Origin of the sequence: Cryobacterium sp. 10S3, from assembly GCF_034344045.1 — a bacterium.
Taxonomy (GTDB): Bacteria; Actinomycetota; Actinomycetes; order Actinomycetales; family Microbacteriaceae; genus Cryobacterium; species Cryobacterium glucosi.
Genome location: NZ_CP133773.1, coordinates 911,733 through 925,328, shown reverse-complemented (window position 1 = coordinate 925,328; position 13,596 = coordinate 911,733). Strand labels below are relative to the sequence as shown.

Below are 13,596 nucleotides of genomic sequence, written 5' to 3'. Positions count from 1 at the left end.
GTCGACGGGCCCTCTCTGCGCTGGCGCGACCGGCGAGGAACTAGGGGTCGACGAGGGTGAGCGCCTGGCGTGGACAGAGGGACACGGCATCCGCTGCCGCGGCGAGCAGGGTGTCCGGGACCGGCACGTTCGAGCCGGCGCCGGCAGAACCGTAGCCGTAGGCGAGCGGGTAGCCCCAGTCGTCGCGGGCCAGCAGTTCCGGCAGGATCTCGGTGCAGAGCCCGCGGCCGTCGCACCTCGTCCAGTCGATGTGCAGGAGGGCGGCGGCCGGGCCGCGGGCCTCTGGGGTGCGCAGATTCATCGGTGGTCCTTTCGGCAGTGCCCGTTCAGGTGCGCGGTGACGTCATCGGCGAACACCGTGAGCGTGCTGAGCACGAACCGGGCGGTGCCGTCCGGGTGGTTGCAGGAGCCCCGCCCCGTGACGATGGCCGCGAGACGGCGTACCTCCCCGGGGAGCCCCGGGTCGCGGTCCCCGGTGGCGAGACGCCCGAGCACGGCGGCCATCGCCGGGAGCCCGTTGACACAGGGGCCGCACTGGCCGGCGGTCTCGCCGGCGAGGTAGCTGGCGACCGCGACCGCGACCGCGACCGGGCAGCGCCGTTCGCCGAGCCCCATCAGGATGCCGGCGCCGGGGTTCGCGCCGAATCCGGCGAGGTCGGCGCGGTCGAGGCGGGCCTCGAGGGCGTACGCCGGCAGCCAGGCGCCGTGGTAACCGCCGACGAGCACTGCCGAAAGGCTCCCGGTGTCGACTCCGGTGAACCGGAGCACGTCGCCGATGCGGGACCCGCCTGCGACCTCGAGCACCCTCGACGGATGCCCGTCGCTGCCGACCGTGACGAGTCGCGTCCCCGGATCCCCCGTCGTGCCCACCGACCGGAACCAGGCGGCGCCGAAGCGCGCGATCAGCGCGATGTGGGCGAGGGTTTCGACATTGTGCAGCAGGGTGGGCCGGCCACCGAGGCCGGATTCGGTCAGCCGCACGGTGCGGTCCTGGGGAATCGGCGCCCTGCCGGCGAGGGCGTTGACGACGGCGGATGCCTCACCCGAGATGAAGGTGTCCGCCGCTTCCCGCAGTTCGATCGCGGAGGCATCCGCCCGCTCGGCGAGGGCGCGGGTGGCGGACTCGATCACCGAGGCCTGGGCGTAAAGGTAGACGGAGTGGGCGCCGAGGGCGCCGGCGACGGTGAGGAGCCCGTCGATGACGAGGTGCGGCGACCGGAGCAGCAGGGTCGCGTCCTTCTGGCTGAGGGGTTCGCCCTCCGCGGCATTGCCGATCACGACGACGCGGCGGCGGCGGGCTCGTTCGCGGGCAGGGACGGCGGCGAGCTTGCGCCACGCCGGGAAGCCAGCGCCGCCGCGGCCCTCGAGACCGGAGTCGCGGAGGGCGGCGAGGAGTGCCGCCGAATCCGCGTGGGCGGGCAGCGGGCCGAAGGTCGACTGGTGGGTGGCGTAGTCGGCGGCAGGGGCGGCCGTGAGCCGGGCGGTGCCGACCGGGGCCTGGACGGCGGGGAACAGCCAGGTGTCCGCTGTGCTGCTCATGAGGCCCTCTCGACTCTGACGTTCTGGTACTCGATGAAACCGCGGCTCAGGCGCCAGACGAGCGCGGCGACCACGGCGATCGAACAGGTCGCGGCGAAGGCGATGAACCAGGTCTGGCCGACATCCGTGCCGTTGCCGATGGAGTGCAGCAGCGCAACGGGCCACATCAGGTAGGTGAGCCAGTGCACGGCCTTGAAGACCCGCACGCCGACGACACCGCGGAGGAGTGCTGTGATCACGATCGCGAGCATCAGGTCGACGGCGAGGGTGCCGAGACCGAGCCAGAAGGGCTTGGCCGCGCCGAGGAACGGCACGACGAAGTCGACGAGCCGGAGCTGGGCGTAGGAGTCCCCGAACAGCGTGACGAGGTGGATGGCGAGGAACGCGGTCGCGAGCAGAGCAACGTTGCGGTGCACGAGGGCGACAGAGAAGCGGGGCAACGTGAAGAGCGGCCTGCCGGACCGGTTCAGGATGCCGAGCAGGACGGACACGGTGAAGAGGGCGAGGGAGACGACCCCTGTCCCGCGACCGAGCGCCCAGAGCGCCTCGTTCACAGGAACGACCTTTCGGCTTCGGCGTCGGCTGCAGCCGGGGTTTCCGAGGTTTCCAGGGCCTCTGACCGGTTGTCGTCCGGCCAGCCGCCGAGGGAGACGACCACACCCTCGGCGTCGACGAGGCGCGCGGGAACGCCGAGTTCGCGCAGCCAGGCGACGGCCTTGTGGCCGCGGACGATCGCGGCCGTGCTGAGCGTGTTGGCCCGGTGACAGGTCCCGGCCGCGACCGTGACGCTGCGCCAGACGGGTTCGGCGGGCAGCCCGGAGGCGGGGTCGAGGATGTGGTGCTGGGGGCGGCCGGCCTTCGTCCAGCGGCGCTTCTGGGTGCTCGAGGTCGCGAGGGCGAGGCCCTCGGCGAGGGTCACGTGGGCGCTCGGGTCGAGCGGGGCATCCTGGACCAGGACCTGCCAGCCTCCCGCGGGCGCCGGACCTGCGGTCGCGATGTCGCCGCCGAGGCTCACGAGCACGCCGCAGCCGAGTTCTGCGACGATACGGGCGGCGACCTGGTCGGCGGCGGCGGCCTTCGCGGTCGCTCCGAGGTCGATGCCGAGGTGGGCCGGCACGGTCAGGCGGTTGCCGACGAGGCGCACACTCGCCCAGCCGGGCCGGGGTGAGGCGATCGCGCGCACCGGGACGCCGTCGTCGAGGATCAGGCGGATGTCGTGGTCGTAGCCGATCGCGCCGAGGGCGTTGGCCAGGGTCGGGTCGACATCGCCGTCGGTCTCCGCCGCGGAGGCGAGGGCGAGGCGCATCAGTTCGGCGAGTGTGTCGCTCACGAGGGCACCGACCGGGAAGAGCGGGGCCTTCGTCAGGATCTCGGAGTCCGGGCGGAACCGGCTCGAGGCGAGTTCCACGCGCTCGAGCACGGCGTCGGCGATCCGGCGGGCCTCCGGGAGGAGCGCGGGGTCGGTCACGACGAGGCGGGCGCTCGTGCTCCAGAGACTCCAGTCGTCGGTCGCGACGGTCGCGACGGCGGCCATCAGGACCCGCTCGTCTTGGCGTGCACCTTGGTTCCGCTGCCCGAGGACACACTCGGCGCAGCGGGCGCCGCGGGGGCGGCGGTCGCCTGGGTCGTCGTGCTCCCGGACGTCGTGCCCGAGTCGCCCGAGGTCGTCGTGGTCGTCGTGGTCGCGGAGGCGTCCTGCGTGGCGAGCGAGTCGGCCCAGTCGTGCAGGCCGAGCGCAGAGGCTGCGACGACGGCGAGGAGTCCGATCGTGCCGGTCACGATCCGGCTGAGCTTCTTACCGCGTTCGTGAGCATTCATCTCCGTGCCACCCTTCATTCGTTGACACTAACTACGGTGCCAGCGGACTCTATGGGTTTCCTATGCAGCCACCTTGAGGGAACAGGGTGTTAGGGAGAGGCGCACTGCGGAGGCTCACAGGTCCACGCGCAGGCAGACAAAACGGGCCGCCACCCGAAGGTGACGGCCCGTTTCGTTGAAGTTCAGCTTCAGAAGTGCGCGATATCGACGCGGCTTCCGGTTTCGTGCCTGACTAGCGACGCAGTCCGAGACGCTCGATGAGCGAGCGGTAGCGGGCGATGTCGATGTCGGACAGGTAGCCGAGCAGACGGCGACGCTGACCAACCATGAGAAGCAGGCCACGACGGGAGTGGTGGTCGTGCTTGTGCTCTTTCAGGTGCTCCGTGAGGTCGAGGATGCGCTGCGTGAGCATGGCAATCTGTACTTCGGGGGACCCGGTGTCGCCTGGGTGGGTAGCGTACTTTTCGATGATCGCCTTCTTAGCATTAGCTTCGAGTGCCATAGATGGGATCCCCTTTCTCTCACTGCGCGGTGCCCGTGGGCCGAATGCCTGGGCTCTCTTGTTCCGCGGCCGTTGGACGGCAACCTAGAGAGCTTAGCAGAATTCAGAGCACGCTGAACCGGTCGGTCAACGGTCCACGCCCCGTGCCGGCGAGAAGCAGCTCCGGGCCCTTGCCTCCGCGCACGGCGAGGTCGCCGAGCAGGTGCACGGCGATCGACACCGCGGACTCCGGCACCGTCGGCGGAATGCCGAGGCTCGCGGCGAGGTCGCAGCCGTGCACGGCGAGTTCGAACACGCGCGTGGGCAGGTAGTCGGCCAGCAACATCCCGCCGAAGGGCGTCAGCACGAACTCGTCGCCGGTCGCGCGGTCGACCTCGGCGAGCACGCGTCCGACGATGCCGGCGACGGATACCGCGGGCTCGGCCCCGAGGGCCCGTCCGGCCGCCCTGCCGCGCTCCGCGACCGCGGCAGGATCGCCGGCCCCGACGCCGATCACGCCGTAGTAGTCGACAGCGCTCCCGATCTCGACCTCCGGCGGGTGCTCCGGGTCGACGGACACCTCGCGCCCGGCCGCAAGATAACTCTCCACGGTGAGGAGCGAGCGACTGGTATGGCCGACGAGGTCGCGCACGGTCCACTCCCCGAGCGCGACCCGCTCCCACTGGTCCGTGATCGTCGCGGTGGTTCCGGCGAACCAGCCCGCGGCATCCCGGTAGGCGGCCCGGCTTTCATTCCAACTGGTCATCGCGTCATTCTAGAGCGGCGGCATCCGCTAGAACACGTGGGCGGCGATCTCGGCGGGCGCGGCCAACAGGCCCTCGATCTCGTCGTCGAGACGCACGAGCGTGAGCGAAGCCCCGGCCATGTCGAGGGAGGTGCAGTACTCCCCCACGTAGCTGCGCCCGACCATGATGCCGCGGCGGGTCAGTTCGTCGTGCGCGTGCCCGTAGAGGATGTAGAGCTCGCTGATCGGGGTGCCGCCGAGCCCGTTGATCATGAGAGCGACGCGGTCGCCCGCGACGAAGGGCAGGTCGTTCACGACGGCCTCAAGCATCTCGTCGGTCATCTCGTCAGCGGTCGTGAGCTTGGCCCGCCGGCGGCCGGGTTCGCCGTGGATTCCGACGCCCACCTCGATCTCGTCCTCGCCGAGCTCGAAGAGCGGTGACCCCTTCGCGGGCGGGGTGCAGGAAGTGAGGGCGATGCCCATCGTGCGGGTGACGCTGTCGACCTTCTCGCCGATCCGGACGAGCTCGTCGAGGGAGGCGCCGGCCTCGGAGGCCGCTCCAACGGCCTTCATCACGAAGAAGTTGCCCGCGACGCCGCGACGACCGACCGTCCAGGTCGAGTCCTGCACGGCGACGTCGTCGTCGATGAACAGGGTCTTGACGTTGATGCCGTCGGACGCGGCCATCTCCTGGGCCATTTCGAACGCCATCCGGTCGCCGGTGTAGTTGTTCACGAGCAGCAGCACGCCCTTGGGCGAGGCCATCAGCTTGGTGGTTTCGTAGACGTAGTCCATCGGCGGGGCGGCGAACACGTCGCCGGGGCAGGCCGCGTCGAGCATCCCCCGGCCGACGGTCATCACGTGGGCGGGTTCGTGCCCGGAACCGGAGCCCTGGATGATCGACACCTTGTTCGGGTTCGGGCCGCCCGCGCGCATGATCAGGTTGTACTTCGGCTCGTAGCGGAGGGTGTCCGGGTTGGCGAGGGCGATGCCCTTGAGCATGTCCGGCACGTACATTTTCGGGTCGTTGACGAATTTCTTCATGTGTCCATCTCCTTCGTGGGTGGTCCGGAACGTGCAGCAGATCGTGCGGAATAGCGTGCGGAAGGTCGTGTGGATCAGAGGTCGTCGCGCGCGGCCCATTCCCGGCTGAGCCGTTCGAAGATCACGGCGACGGCGACGGCCCCCGGGTCTGGGGAACCGATGCTGCGTTCCCCCGTGTAGCTCGCCCGGCCGCGGCGGGCCTGCAGGAAGCTCGTCGCGTCCGCGCGTTCCCGCGCGACGACGGCGGCACGGGCCAGCGCAACCGTGCCGGCACTCCCGGCGTGGATTTCGGCCTCGAAGGCATCCGTTGCCGGGACGAGGGCGTCGAGGAGGGTCTTGTCGCCGAGATCGGACTTGCCCCGCGCTTTGATGCCCTCTGTCGCTGCCCGGAGCATGGCGACGACGTCGTCGCCGTCGAGGTCGGTCTTGCCTGCGACGGCCGCCGATGCCCGCAGGAACGCGGTGCCCCAGAGCGGGCCGGAGGTTCCGCCGATCCGTCCGGAGATGACGAGGGCGATCTTCTTCAGGAAGTCGGCGGGGGAACTGCGGTCGAATTCCGGCCAGTCGGCGAGGACGATCTCGAAGCCGCGGGCGAGGGAGAACCCGAAGTCGCCGTCGCCGACGACGGCGTCGAGGTCGCCGAACTCGCGTTCGTTGTCGACCGCGGTCTGGGCGATGCTGTGCACGACGAATTCGGTGTCGTCGAGACTGCTGTGGGTCATGGGGTCTCCGGTTCCGGGGAGGTCGGTCCTGGTGTGATCGGTCCTGGTGCGGCCAGGATGGCGGTGAGATCGGTCAGTTCGACGGTGCGGCCGACGTCGAGGCGCAGCGGGTCCTTCAGGGTGATCGCGGTGGGGCCGCCGGGGTCGCCGAGCGAGGTGACGACGAGGGAGGCGCCGGTGAAGTCCTCGGCCGCCGTGTAGCCGCTGACGGTGATGAGCGTGCGGAGACCCGCGGCGAGCGCCGCCTGGAGGCCGTTGGCGCTGTCCTCGATGACGAGGGCCTCGGCTGCCGGGACACCGAGTTCGCGGAGGGCGAGGAGGTAGATGTCGGGGGCTGGTTTCTTGGCCGCGACGATGTCCCCCGCGAAGACCCGGAAGTGCGCGGCGAGGTCGGGTCCGACCGCCTCGGTGAGCACGGCGCGGACGGATGCCTCAGCCGACGTGGATGCGACGGCGAGCGTCCAGCCTGCCGCGTCCGCGTCCGCCGTGATCCGTCTGATGCCGGGGCGGCCGGGGAGTGCGCCGCGCGCCACGGCGTCGGTGTAGATCGCGGTCTTCCGTCGATGCCAGCGCGCGACGGCCTCGTCGAGGGCGCCCGGATCGTCCGGAAGGCCGATGACGGCGGCGACCGCGGGCGTCACGGCGCTCCGCATCCGCTCCTTGCCGCCACCGATCTTGACCTTGACGGCGTAGTCGGAATCGCTCCACCGTACAGGGACGGCGAATTCCCGGAAGGTCTGGTTGAACGCCGGCAGGTGGCCGTCGCGCTCGGTGTCGGCGAGGACGCCGTCGCAGTCGAAGATGAGGGCCGGCATCCGTCAGGCCTTCCCTGCGCTGCCGAATTGCTCGGCGAGTCCACGGGTCAGCGCGACGATGTCGGAACGAACCTGCCCGAACAAGGACGGCGGGTCCCACTTGTCGCGCGCCTCCGCGTCTTTGAGATAGGCGAGGCTCGACTGCATGAAGGTGATCTTGAGCGCCGTGGAAATGTTGACCTTGGCGCATCCGAGCGCGATGAGTTCGGCGAACTGGCCCGGGCTCAGGCCGCTCCCGCCGTGGAGGGCGATCGGGATCGGGTGCGCGGTGACGATGTCGCTCACCCGCCGGAAGTCGAGGACAGGTTCCCGGGTGTAGACGCCGTGGGCGTTGCCGATCGCGGGTGCGAAAACGTCGACGCCGGTCTCCTCGATGAAGCGCAGGGAGATCTCGAGGGACTGCCTCGCGGATGCCGTGTCCGAGCCGATGCCGTCCTCGACCCCGGTGATCGACTCGATCTCACCCTCGACGTGCGCACCGAAGGTGCGGGCCTCCGCGACGACCTCGATGGTCTGCCGCTGATTTTCCGCGACCGGGAGCCGGGACGCGTCGAAGAGCACCGAGTTCCAGCCGCACTCGAGGCATTCGGTGATGACCGCCCGGTCGGGGCAGTGGTCGAGGTGCAGCACCACCGGCACGTCGATGCCGGCGGTCATCGATTCCCACATGCTGAAGAGCACACGCGACCCGATCGACTTCACGGTCTTGACCGAGGTCTGCACGATCACCGGTGACCGCGCCTCGACCGCCCCGGCCAGGACGGCCTCCATCGTGAGGTCGTTCACGATGTTGATCGCCGGCACGCCGTAGCGTTCCGCGAACGCGCGGTCGACGACCGATTTCAGGGTGGACACCGACATTCCAGGCCTCCTCGCCGGAGTGGGGCCGGTGTCCGGGCCCGGGTGTCACCGGGTCGCCGTCAGCCGGATGCCGACATCGTAGGCTGCAACCCCGGCCCCGACAATGGCCTCTGCTCTCAGGCCTCACGGCCGGAGGAGGTGGATCCTGTCCCTGGGTCAGCCGTCGCGCTGGACGCGGGCAGCGGCCGACGTGCCGCCGGCACCGGACTTTCCGCGGAAGAATCGGCGCGGCGGCGGGCTCGGGGCGACGGGGTGGTCCCAGACGCGCACGATCGACCACGCGACGGCGACGAGCGGCACCGCGAGCACCGCGCCGGCGATGCCGCCGAGCACGGTGCCCGCCGTGAGGGCGACGAGGATCACGAGGGGGTGCAGCTTGAGTGCGCCGGCCATAACGATCGGGTTCAGCAGGTCGCCTTCGAGCTGGTTGACCACGACGACGATGACCACGACGATGAGAGCGACGATCGGCCCGTTGAAGACGAGGGCGACGAGCGCGGCGAGGATCCCGGCGATCGTCGCGCCGATCAAGGGGATGAATGCCGTGAGGAAGACGATCGCCGCGAGCGGCAGGGCGAGCGGCACCTGCAGGATGGCCAGGCTCGCGCCGATGACGACGCCGTCGAAGAGCGCGATGGTCGCGGTCCCGCGCACGTATTGTCCGAGGACCGTCGGTGCGGTCGTGCCGATGCGGCGCGCGCGCGCGAGGGCGGAGCCGCGCAACGGCGTCAGGAAGAAGGCCCAGATCGACGCGGCGTCCTTGAGGAAGAAGAACAGGATGACGACGACGAGGGCGGCTCCGGTGAGCACCTCGGCCGCGGCGGACACCCCGGCGAGTGCGCCGCTGCCGAACTCGGCACTCGTCACGAAGCCGATCACGGCGTTCCTGGCGGCCTCGAATTGGGTGGCATCGAGCGACAGCGGGCCGGTCGTCAGGTAGCCCTGCAACTGGTCGAGGCCGTCGGAGGCCGCGGTGACGAGCTCGGACCACTGGTTGCGCACGGCGAAGACGATCAGGGTCACGATGCCCCCGAGCACGACGACCCCGCCGAGCAGGGTGAGCCAGGTCGCCAGCGTTCGTGGAACTCCACGGGCGCGCAGCCAGCGCACGAGTGGGCTGAGCGCCGCCGCCAGGATGAGTGCGACGAGCGTGGGGATCACGACGAGTTTGAGCTGCACGAGGGCGAACACCACGCCGATTCCCAGCACGATCACGACGATCAGCTGGGCGCTGCGGATGCTCAGCCACCCCAGCCGGTCGACGAGCAGCGACTTCAGGGTGCTGTCCCTGGCGCCAGAGTGCTCGGACCCGGCGGACTCAGCCGGAGTCTGCCGTGGTGTCTGCCGTTGTGCCTGCTGAGGGGTTCGCTCGGGCTTCGCTCGCATGCGTCCCATGGTAGGCCGGGTCGGGCCGCCGTCCCCGAACCTCACCAATTCGACGGAGTTTTTGAGTTTCACACCTGTGGGAGGCACATTTTCGGGGTGTTCAGCCCACAATCTCCGTCGAATTCGTCAGGGCGAAACGCTCAAGGACCTCGCCGATTCGGCCTCGGCACCCGCCGCAGCCGGTTCCGGCGCGGGTGGCCGAGCCGATGCAGGCGACGTCGGTGTTTCCGGCCGCCGCTGACGCGGTGATCGCGCCGACCGTGACCCCGTTGCACCAGCAGACCGTCGCGTCGAGGGCGAAGGCGTCGCCGCCGCCCGCCGGGTCGACGTCGGGGCCGTCGTAGCGCAGCAGCAGCGAACGGTCGGCGGGCAGTTCGCTGCCGCGCTCGAAAAGCAGGGTGAGTTCGGCACCGGTGCGCGGCATCCCGACGCAGATGAAGCCGGTGAGGATGCCGCCGCGCGTGACCATCTTCACGTAGCGGCCGTGCTCGGGGTCTGACCACTGCGACACGCCCAGGCGCGGCGCGGTCGCGCCCGGTGCCGCCGCGCAGTCCCTGCCGTGAACGGGCTCGGCGGCCCCGTGGCCGTCGTCCGGGTGCGCAGGGTCGATGTCCCAGGGGTCAGCGCTCGTGTCGCCGGCGGCGACGACGTCGATGCCCTCCGCCTTGAGCATGACGACGCCGTGCGCCTGCACGGCGAGCGCCGGCCCGAAATCGGCGGGAGCAGCCACATCGGCGGCGGCAGTCGCAGGAGAAGTGACTGCCCCAGCCCGGGCATCGTGCTCGATTTCCGCGGCGAAGCGGGCGGCGAGCCAGTCGGCCTGGCGCCAGCCGGGTCCGATCAGGCCGGTGGGCCCTCCGGCAGGCGTGGCCGTGGAGGCGCCGGGGGCCGGCCGGGGGGCGACGTGCGCACAGTCGCCGATCGCGAAGACGGCGGGGTCCGTCCAGCTCCGCAGGGACTCGTCGACGAGGATGCCCGTCGACACGCTGAGGCCGGCGAGGCCGGCGAGTTCGGTGCGGGCGCCGATGCCGCAGCTGAGCACGAGCAGGTCCCCGGGGATCTGCTTGCCGTCGGCGCAGATGAGTGCGTCGAAGCGGTCGTGGCCGTCGGCGTCGACGGTGAAGAGAATGCTCTCGGCCCTGGCGTGGCTGACCATGGTGACGCCGGCCCTGCGGGCGCTGCGGGCGAGCACCGTTCCGCCGCCACGGTCGAGATTGCGGTTCAGCGGGATGTCGGCGTGGTAGACGACGCAGACGTCGCTCCCGGCCTGGGCCGCGGCGAGCGCGAACTCCATGCCGAGCACCCCGGCGCCGAGCACGACGATCCGGCCTCCGGAGCGGACGGTCTCGAGCACCGTCGCCGCGTCGTCGAGGTCGCGGAGCGCGGTGACCCCGCGCGGCAACGGCGCGTCGGCGGTGTCGAGTGCACCGGCATCCGTCGGCGGGCGCATCAGGGTGCGGCGCAGCCGGGTCACCCCGTCGAGGGTCGGGACGTTGGCCCGGGCACCGGTCGCAAGCACGAGCCGGTCGTAGCCGAGGTCCGTGCCGTCGCCGAGGGTCACCGTGCGTCGCACCCGGTTGATCCGGGTGACGATCTCGCCGGTGCGGATGTCGACGCCCGCCGCCCTGGCCGCGTCGGTGTCCGTCACCTCGAGGGTGTCCCGGTCGGAGCGGCCGACGGCGTAGTCGGCAATGAGCACCCGGTTGTAGGCGTCCGCCGACTCCGCTCCGACGACGGTCAGGGTGGCGAGGCCGGCCCGCACGACCGGGAGCAGCTCCTCGACGAGGCGGGCCCCGACCGGGCCGTAGCCGACGAGGACGATCCGGCTCGGCGCCGGGGAAGCGGGAACGGCTGCGGGAACGGCAGCGGGAACGGCAGCGGGAACGCTCCCGACGGGTGCTGCGGGGATCGGCTCAGGCATGGGCATCCGTTCGAATCGACGGGACGGAAACGGGACCGGCAGGCCCGGACCCCGGTGTCCGCACGAGCGCGCGCACCCGCACGGTCGTGCGCTTGAATTCCGGCATGCCCGAGACGGGGTCGGTGGCCCCGAGGGTGAGCAGGTTCGCGCGCTGGGCACCGGGGAAATGGAACGGCAGGAACACGGTGTCTGGGCGGATGCCGCCGGTCACCTCGGCGACACAGGTCACGGTTCCCTGCATGTTGCCGACCTCGACCTCGCCACCGTCGACGAGACCGAGTCGGGCCGCGGTCGCCGGGTGCACCTGGAGCCTGGCCTGAGGCTGGGCCTGGTGCAGCTCGGGGACCCGGCGGGTCTGGGCCCCCGACTGGTAGTGCTCGAGGAGCCGGCCGGTGATGAGCGTGACCGTACCGTCCCGTTGGGCCGGCGCATCCGTCACCCTCGCGTGCACGGCGACGATGCGCGCGCGGCCGTCTGCGTGCGCAAAACGGTCGAGGAAGAGCCGCGGGGTTCCGGTCGACCCGACCGGGTACGGCCAGTATGCGGCCTCCCCCGTGTCGAGCAGCCCGTAGCTCAGTCCGGAATAGTCGGCCAGGCCGCCCGCGCTCGCGAGGCAGAGCTCGTCGAACACCTCGGCCGGGTCGGCGCTGAAGGTGCCGGCGGAGCCGAGCCGGCGCGCGAGTTCCTGGAAGATCCAGAGTTCGCTCCGCACCCCGTCCGGCGCGCCGATCGCGGTACGGCGGCGGATGACCCTGCCCTCGAGCGAGGTCATCGTGCCGTCCTCCTCCGCCCACTGGGTGACCGGCAGCACGACGTCGGCGAAGCGCGCGGTCTCGGAGAAGAAGAAGTCGCAGACCACGAGGAAATCGAGAGCCTCGAGGCCGGCACGCACCCGGTTGGAGTCCGGGGCGGACACGACGACGTTCGAGCCGTGCACGAGCAGGCAGCGGACGCCGCCGGACACGCCGAGCGAGTCGAGCAGCTCGATCGCGGGCACGCCGGCCCCCGGCAGGCTCTCGGGCGTGACGCCCCAGACGCCGGCGACGTGGGCGCGGGCGGCCGGGTCGGTGATCTTGCGGTAGCCGGGGAGCTGGTCGCACTTCTGGCCGTGCTCGCGACCGCCCTGGCCGTTGCCCTGCCCGGTCAGGGTTCCATAGCCGGAATGGCGGGTGCCGACGAGGCCGAGCACGAGGGCGAGGTTGATCGCGGCGGTCGCGGTGTCCGTGCCGTCGACGTGCTGCTCGACGCCGCGCCCGGTGAGGATGTATGTGCCCGATCCGGCCGCGAGCCGGCGGGCGAGCTCGCGCAGCTGCGGCACCGGAACGCCGGTGAGCTGCTGCACCCGTTCGGGCCACCACCGGGAGACGCTGCGGCGGAGGGCCTCGAAGCCGACCGTGCGCCGTTCGAGGTAGTCGGTATCGATGAGGCGTTCGGTGATGACGATGTTGGTCAGGCCGAGCAGGAGCACGAGGTCGCTGCCGGGCGTCGGCTGGACGTGCATGCCACCGCCGTCCTCGGTGAGGCGCGCGGTCGCCGAGCGACGCGGGTCGACGACGATCAGGCCGCCGGCGCTCCGGGCGCCCTCGAGATGACCGATGAACGGCGGCATGGTCTGCGCGACGTTGGAGCCGAGGATGAGGATGGTGTCCGCCGCGTCGAGGTCCTCGACCGGGAACGGCAATCCCCGGTCTACGCCGAAGGCACGGTTGCCCGCTGCCGCGGCCGAGGACATGCAGAACCGGCCGTTGTAGTCGATCCGGGAAGAGCCGAGCGCGACCCGGGTGAACTTGCCCAGCTGGTAGGCCTTCTCGTTGGTCAGCCCGCCGCCGCCGAACACCCCGACCGAGTCGGCGCCGTGCCGCGCCCGGCTCCCGGCGAGCCGCTCGGCCACGAGGTCGAGCGCCTCCGCCCAGCTCGCCGGGGCGAAGCCGCCGTCCGGTTGCCGGAGCATCGGGGTCAGGATCCGTTCCGGGGATGTGAGCAGTTCCGCGGAGGTCCAGCCCTTCTTGCACAGGCCGCCCCGGTTGGTGGGGAACGCCCGGCCGGCGACGGTCAGACCGGGCCGCGCCGCGGTATCCGTGCCAGCACCGGCACCACCCGACTGCATGCCGATCTCGGCATACGTCGGTGTCAGGGTCATCGCGCACTGCAGCGCACAGTATGGGCAGTGCGTGTCGACGCCCGGGCGGGCGGCGGATGCGAGGGGTGCGGTCACGGGGTCTCCTGTTGCTGGTGGCGTCGGTGATGGCGCGGGAACGGGCGCG

14 protein-coding genes are annotated in these 13,596 nt (G+C 71.1%); all 14 read right to left on the bottom strand.

Annotated features, from left to right (window positions below; all coding sequences use genetic code 11):
* Positions 1-40: 40 nt before the first annotated feature.
* The 14 genes from RHM57_RS04275 to RHM57_RS04210 all read right to left on the bottom strand — a co-directional run bounded on the left by RHM57_RS04275 (position 41) and on the right by RHM57_RS04210 (position 13,472).
* Positions 41-301: a ferredoxin gene (locus RHM57_RS04275; RefSeq protein WP_134449596.1), complete on the bottom strand. Its 261-nt coding sequence runs from the start codon at positions 299-301 to the stop codon at positions 41-43.
* Positions 298-1,539 (bottom strand): NADH-ubiquinone oxidoreductase-F iron-sulfur binding region domain-containing protein, encoded by a 1,242-nt coding sequence (locus RHM57_RS04270; RefSeq protein WP_322136157.1) that lies wholly within the window; start codon positions 1,537-1,539, stop codon positions 298-300. Before RHM57_RS04270 ends, RHM57_RS04275 begins: the two co-directional genes overlap by 4 nt.
* A complete protein-coding gene (locus RHM57_RS04265) occupies positions 1,536-2,093 on the bottom strand; it encodes a ferric reductase-like transmembrane domain-containing protein (RefSeq protein WP_134561026.1) in 558 nt (185 codons plus the stop codon). The genes RHM57_RS04270 and RHM57_RS04265 overlap by 4 nt, the downstream gene beginning before the upstream one ends.
* Complete coding sequence (locus RHM57_RS04260; protein ID WP_134449593.1) at positions 2,090-3,073, bottom strand: FAD:protein FMN transferase; 984 nt, start codon at positions 3,071-3,073, stop codon at positions 2,090-2,092. Before RHM57_RS04260 ends, RHM57_RS04265 begins: the two co-directional genes overlap by 4 nt.
* Positions 3,073-3,375: a hypothetical protein gene (locus tag RHM57_RS04255; RefSeq protein WP_134561028.1), complete on the bottom strand. Its 303-nt coding sequence runs from the start codon at positions 3,373-3,375 to the stop codon at positions 3,073-3,075. The genes RHM57_RS04260 and RHM57_RS04255 overlap by 1 nt, the downstream gene beginning before the upstream one ends.
* A 214-nt stretch (positions 3,376-3,589) precedes the next feature.
* A complete protein-coding gene (gene rpsO, locus RHM57_RS04250; protein ID WP_134449591.1) occupies positions 3,590-3,859 on the bottom strand; it encodes a 30S ribosomal protein S15 in 270 nt (89 codons plus the stop codon).
* Between the two features lie 103 nt (positions 3,860-3,962).
* The gene (locus RHM57_RS04245; protein WP_134561029.1) at positions 3,963-4,604 is read right to left on the bottom strand and encodes a maleylpyruvate isomerase N-terminal domain-containing protein; all 642 of its coding nucleotides are present in this window, start codon (positions 4,602-4,604) and stop codon (positions 3,963-3,965) included.
* Between the two features lie 27 nt (positions 4,605-4,631).
* Positions 4,632-5,627 (bottom strand): dihydroxyacetone kinase subunit DhaK, encoded by a 996-nt coding sequence (gene dhaK, locus RHM57_RS04240; protein WP_322136158.1) that lies wholly within the window; start codon positions 5,625-5,627, stop codon positions 4,632-4,634.
* A gap of 74 nt (positions 5,628-5,701) precedes the next feature.
* Positions 5,702-6,349 carry a dihydroxyacetone kinase subunit DhaL gene (gene dhaL / locus RHM57_RS04235; RefSeq protein ID WP_322136159.1) on the bottom strand — a complete coding sequence of 216 codons (648 nt, stop codon included), beginning with the start codon at positions 6,347-6,349 and terminating at the stop codon, positions 5,702-5,704.
* A complete protein-coding gene (locus tag RHM57_RS04230; RefSeq protein WP_134558590.1) occupies positions 6,346-7,164 on the bottom strand; it encodes an HAD-IA family hydrolase in 819 nt (272 codons plus the stop codon). Before RHM57_RS04230 ends, dhaL begins: the two co-directional genes overlap by 4 nt.
* A gap of 3 nt (positions 7,165-7,167) precedes the next feature.
* Positions 7,168-8,025 carry a class II fructose-bisphosphate aldolase gene (locus RHM57_RS04225; RefSeq protein WP_134558589.1) on the bottom strand — a complete coding sequence of 286 codons (858 nt, stop codon included), beginning with the start codon at positions 8,023-8,025 and terminating at the stop codon, positions 7,168-7,170.
* 156 nt (positions 8,026-8,181) lie between these two features.
* On the bottom strand, positions 8,182-9,411 hold the full coding sequence (locus RHM57_RS04220; protein ID WP_322140721.1) for an AI-2E family transporter: 1,230 nt from the start codon (positions 9,409-9,411) through the stop codon (positions 8,182-8,184).
* A gap of 100 nt (positions 9,412-9,511) precedes the next feature.
* Positions 9,512-11,332, bottom strand: a complete 1,821-nt coding sequence (locus tag RHM57_RS04215) for an NAD(P)/FAD-dependent oxidoreductase (RefSeq protein ID WP_322140720.1) — start codon at positions 11,330-11,332, stop codon at positions 9,512-9,514.
* Entirely contained in the window at positions 11,325-13,472 is a 2,148-nt protein-coding gene (locus RHM57_RS04210) for a molybdopterin oxidoreductase family protein (RefSeq protein ID WP_134561041.1), read from the bottom strand. Before RHM57_RS04210 ends, RHM57_RS04215 begins: the two co-directional genes overlap by 8 nt.
* Positions 13,473-13,596: the final 124 nt, after the last annotated feature.

What these genes read in the sequence shown, in the direction of transcription:
- RHM57_RS04275 (WP_134449596.1), bottom strand. Translation starts at nt 301, where the DNA reads ATGAATCTGCGCACCCCAGAGGCCCGCGGCCCGGCCGCCGCCCTCCTG.
- RHM57_RS04270 (WP_322136157.1), bottom strand. Translation starts at nt 1,539, where the DNA reads ATGAGCAGCACAGCGGACACCTGGCTGTTCCCCGCCGTCCAGGCCCCG.
- RHM57_RS04260 (WP_134449593.1), bottom strand. Translation starts at nt 3,073, where the DNA reads ATGGCCGCCGTCGCGACCGTCGCGACCGACGACTGGAGTCTCTGGAGC.
- RHM57_RS04255 (WP_134561028.1), bottom strand. Translation starts at nt 3,375, where the DNA reads ATGAAGGGTGGCACGGAGATGAATGCTCACGAACGCGGTAAGAAGCTC.
- rpsO (WP_134449591.1), bottom strand. Translation starts at nt 3,859, where the DNA reads ATGGCACTCGAAGCTAATGCTAAGAAGGCGATCATCGAAAAGTACGCT.
- RHM57_RS04245 (WP_134561029.1), bottom strand. Translation starts at nt 4,604, where the DNA reads ATGACCAGTTGGAATGAAAGCCGGGCCGCCTACCGGGATGCCGCGGGC.
- dhaK (WP_322136158.1), bottom strand. Translation starts at nt 5,627, where the DNA reads ATGAAGAAATTCGTCAACGACCCGAAAATGTACGTGCCGGACATGCTC.
- dhaL (WP_322136159.1), bottom strand. Translation starts at nt 6,349, where the DNA reads ATGACCCACAGCAGTCTCGACGACACCGAATTCGTCGTGCACAGCATC.
- RHM57_RS04230 (WP_134558590.1), bottom strand. Translation starts at nt 7,164, where the DNA reads ATGCCGGCCCTCATCTTCGACTGCGACGGCGTCCTCGCCGACACCGAG.
- RHM57_RS04225 (WP_134558589.1), bottom strand. Translation starts at nt 8,025, where the DNA reads ATGTCGGTGTCCACCCTGAAATCGGTCGTCGACCGCGCGTTCGCGGAA.
- RHM57_RS04220 (WP_322140721.1), bottom strand. Translation starts at nt 9,411, where the DNA reads ATGCGAGCGAAGCCCGAGCGAACCCCTCAGCAGGCACAACGGCAGACA.
- RHM57_RS04215 (WP_322140720.1), bottom strand. Translation starts at nt 11,332, where the DNA reads ATGCCTGAGCCGATCCCCGCAGCACCCGTCGGGAGCGTTCCCGCTGCC.
- RHM57_RS04210 (WP_134561041.1), bottom strand. Translation starts at nt 13,472, where the DNA reads ATGACCCTGACACCGACGTATGCCGAGATCGGCATGCAGTCGGGTGGT.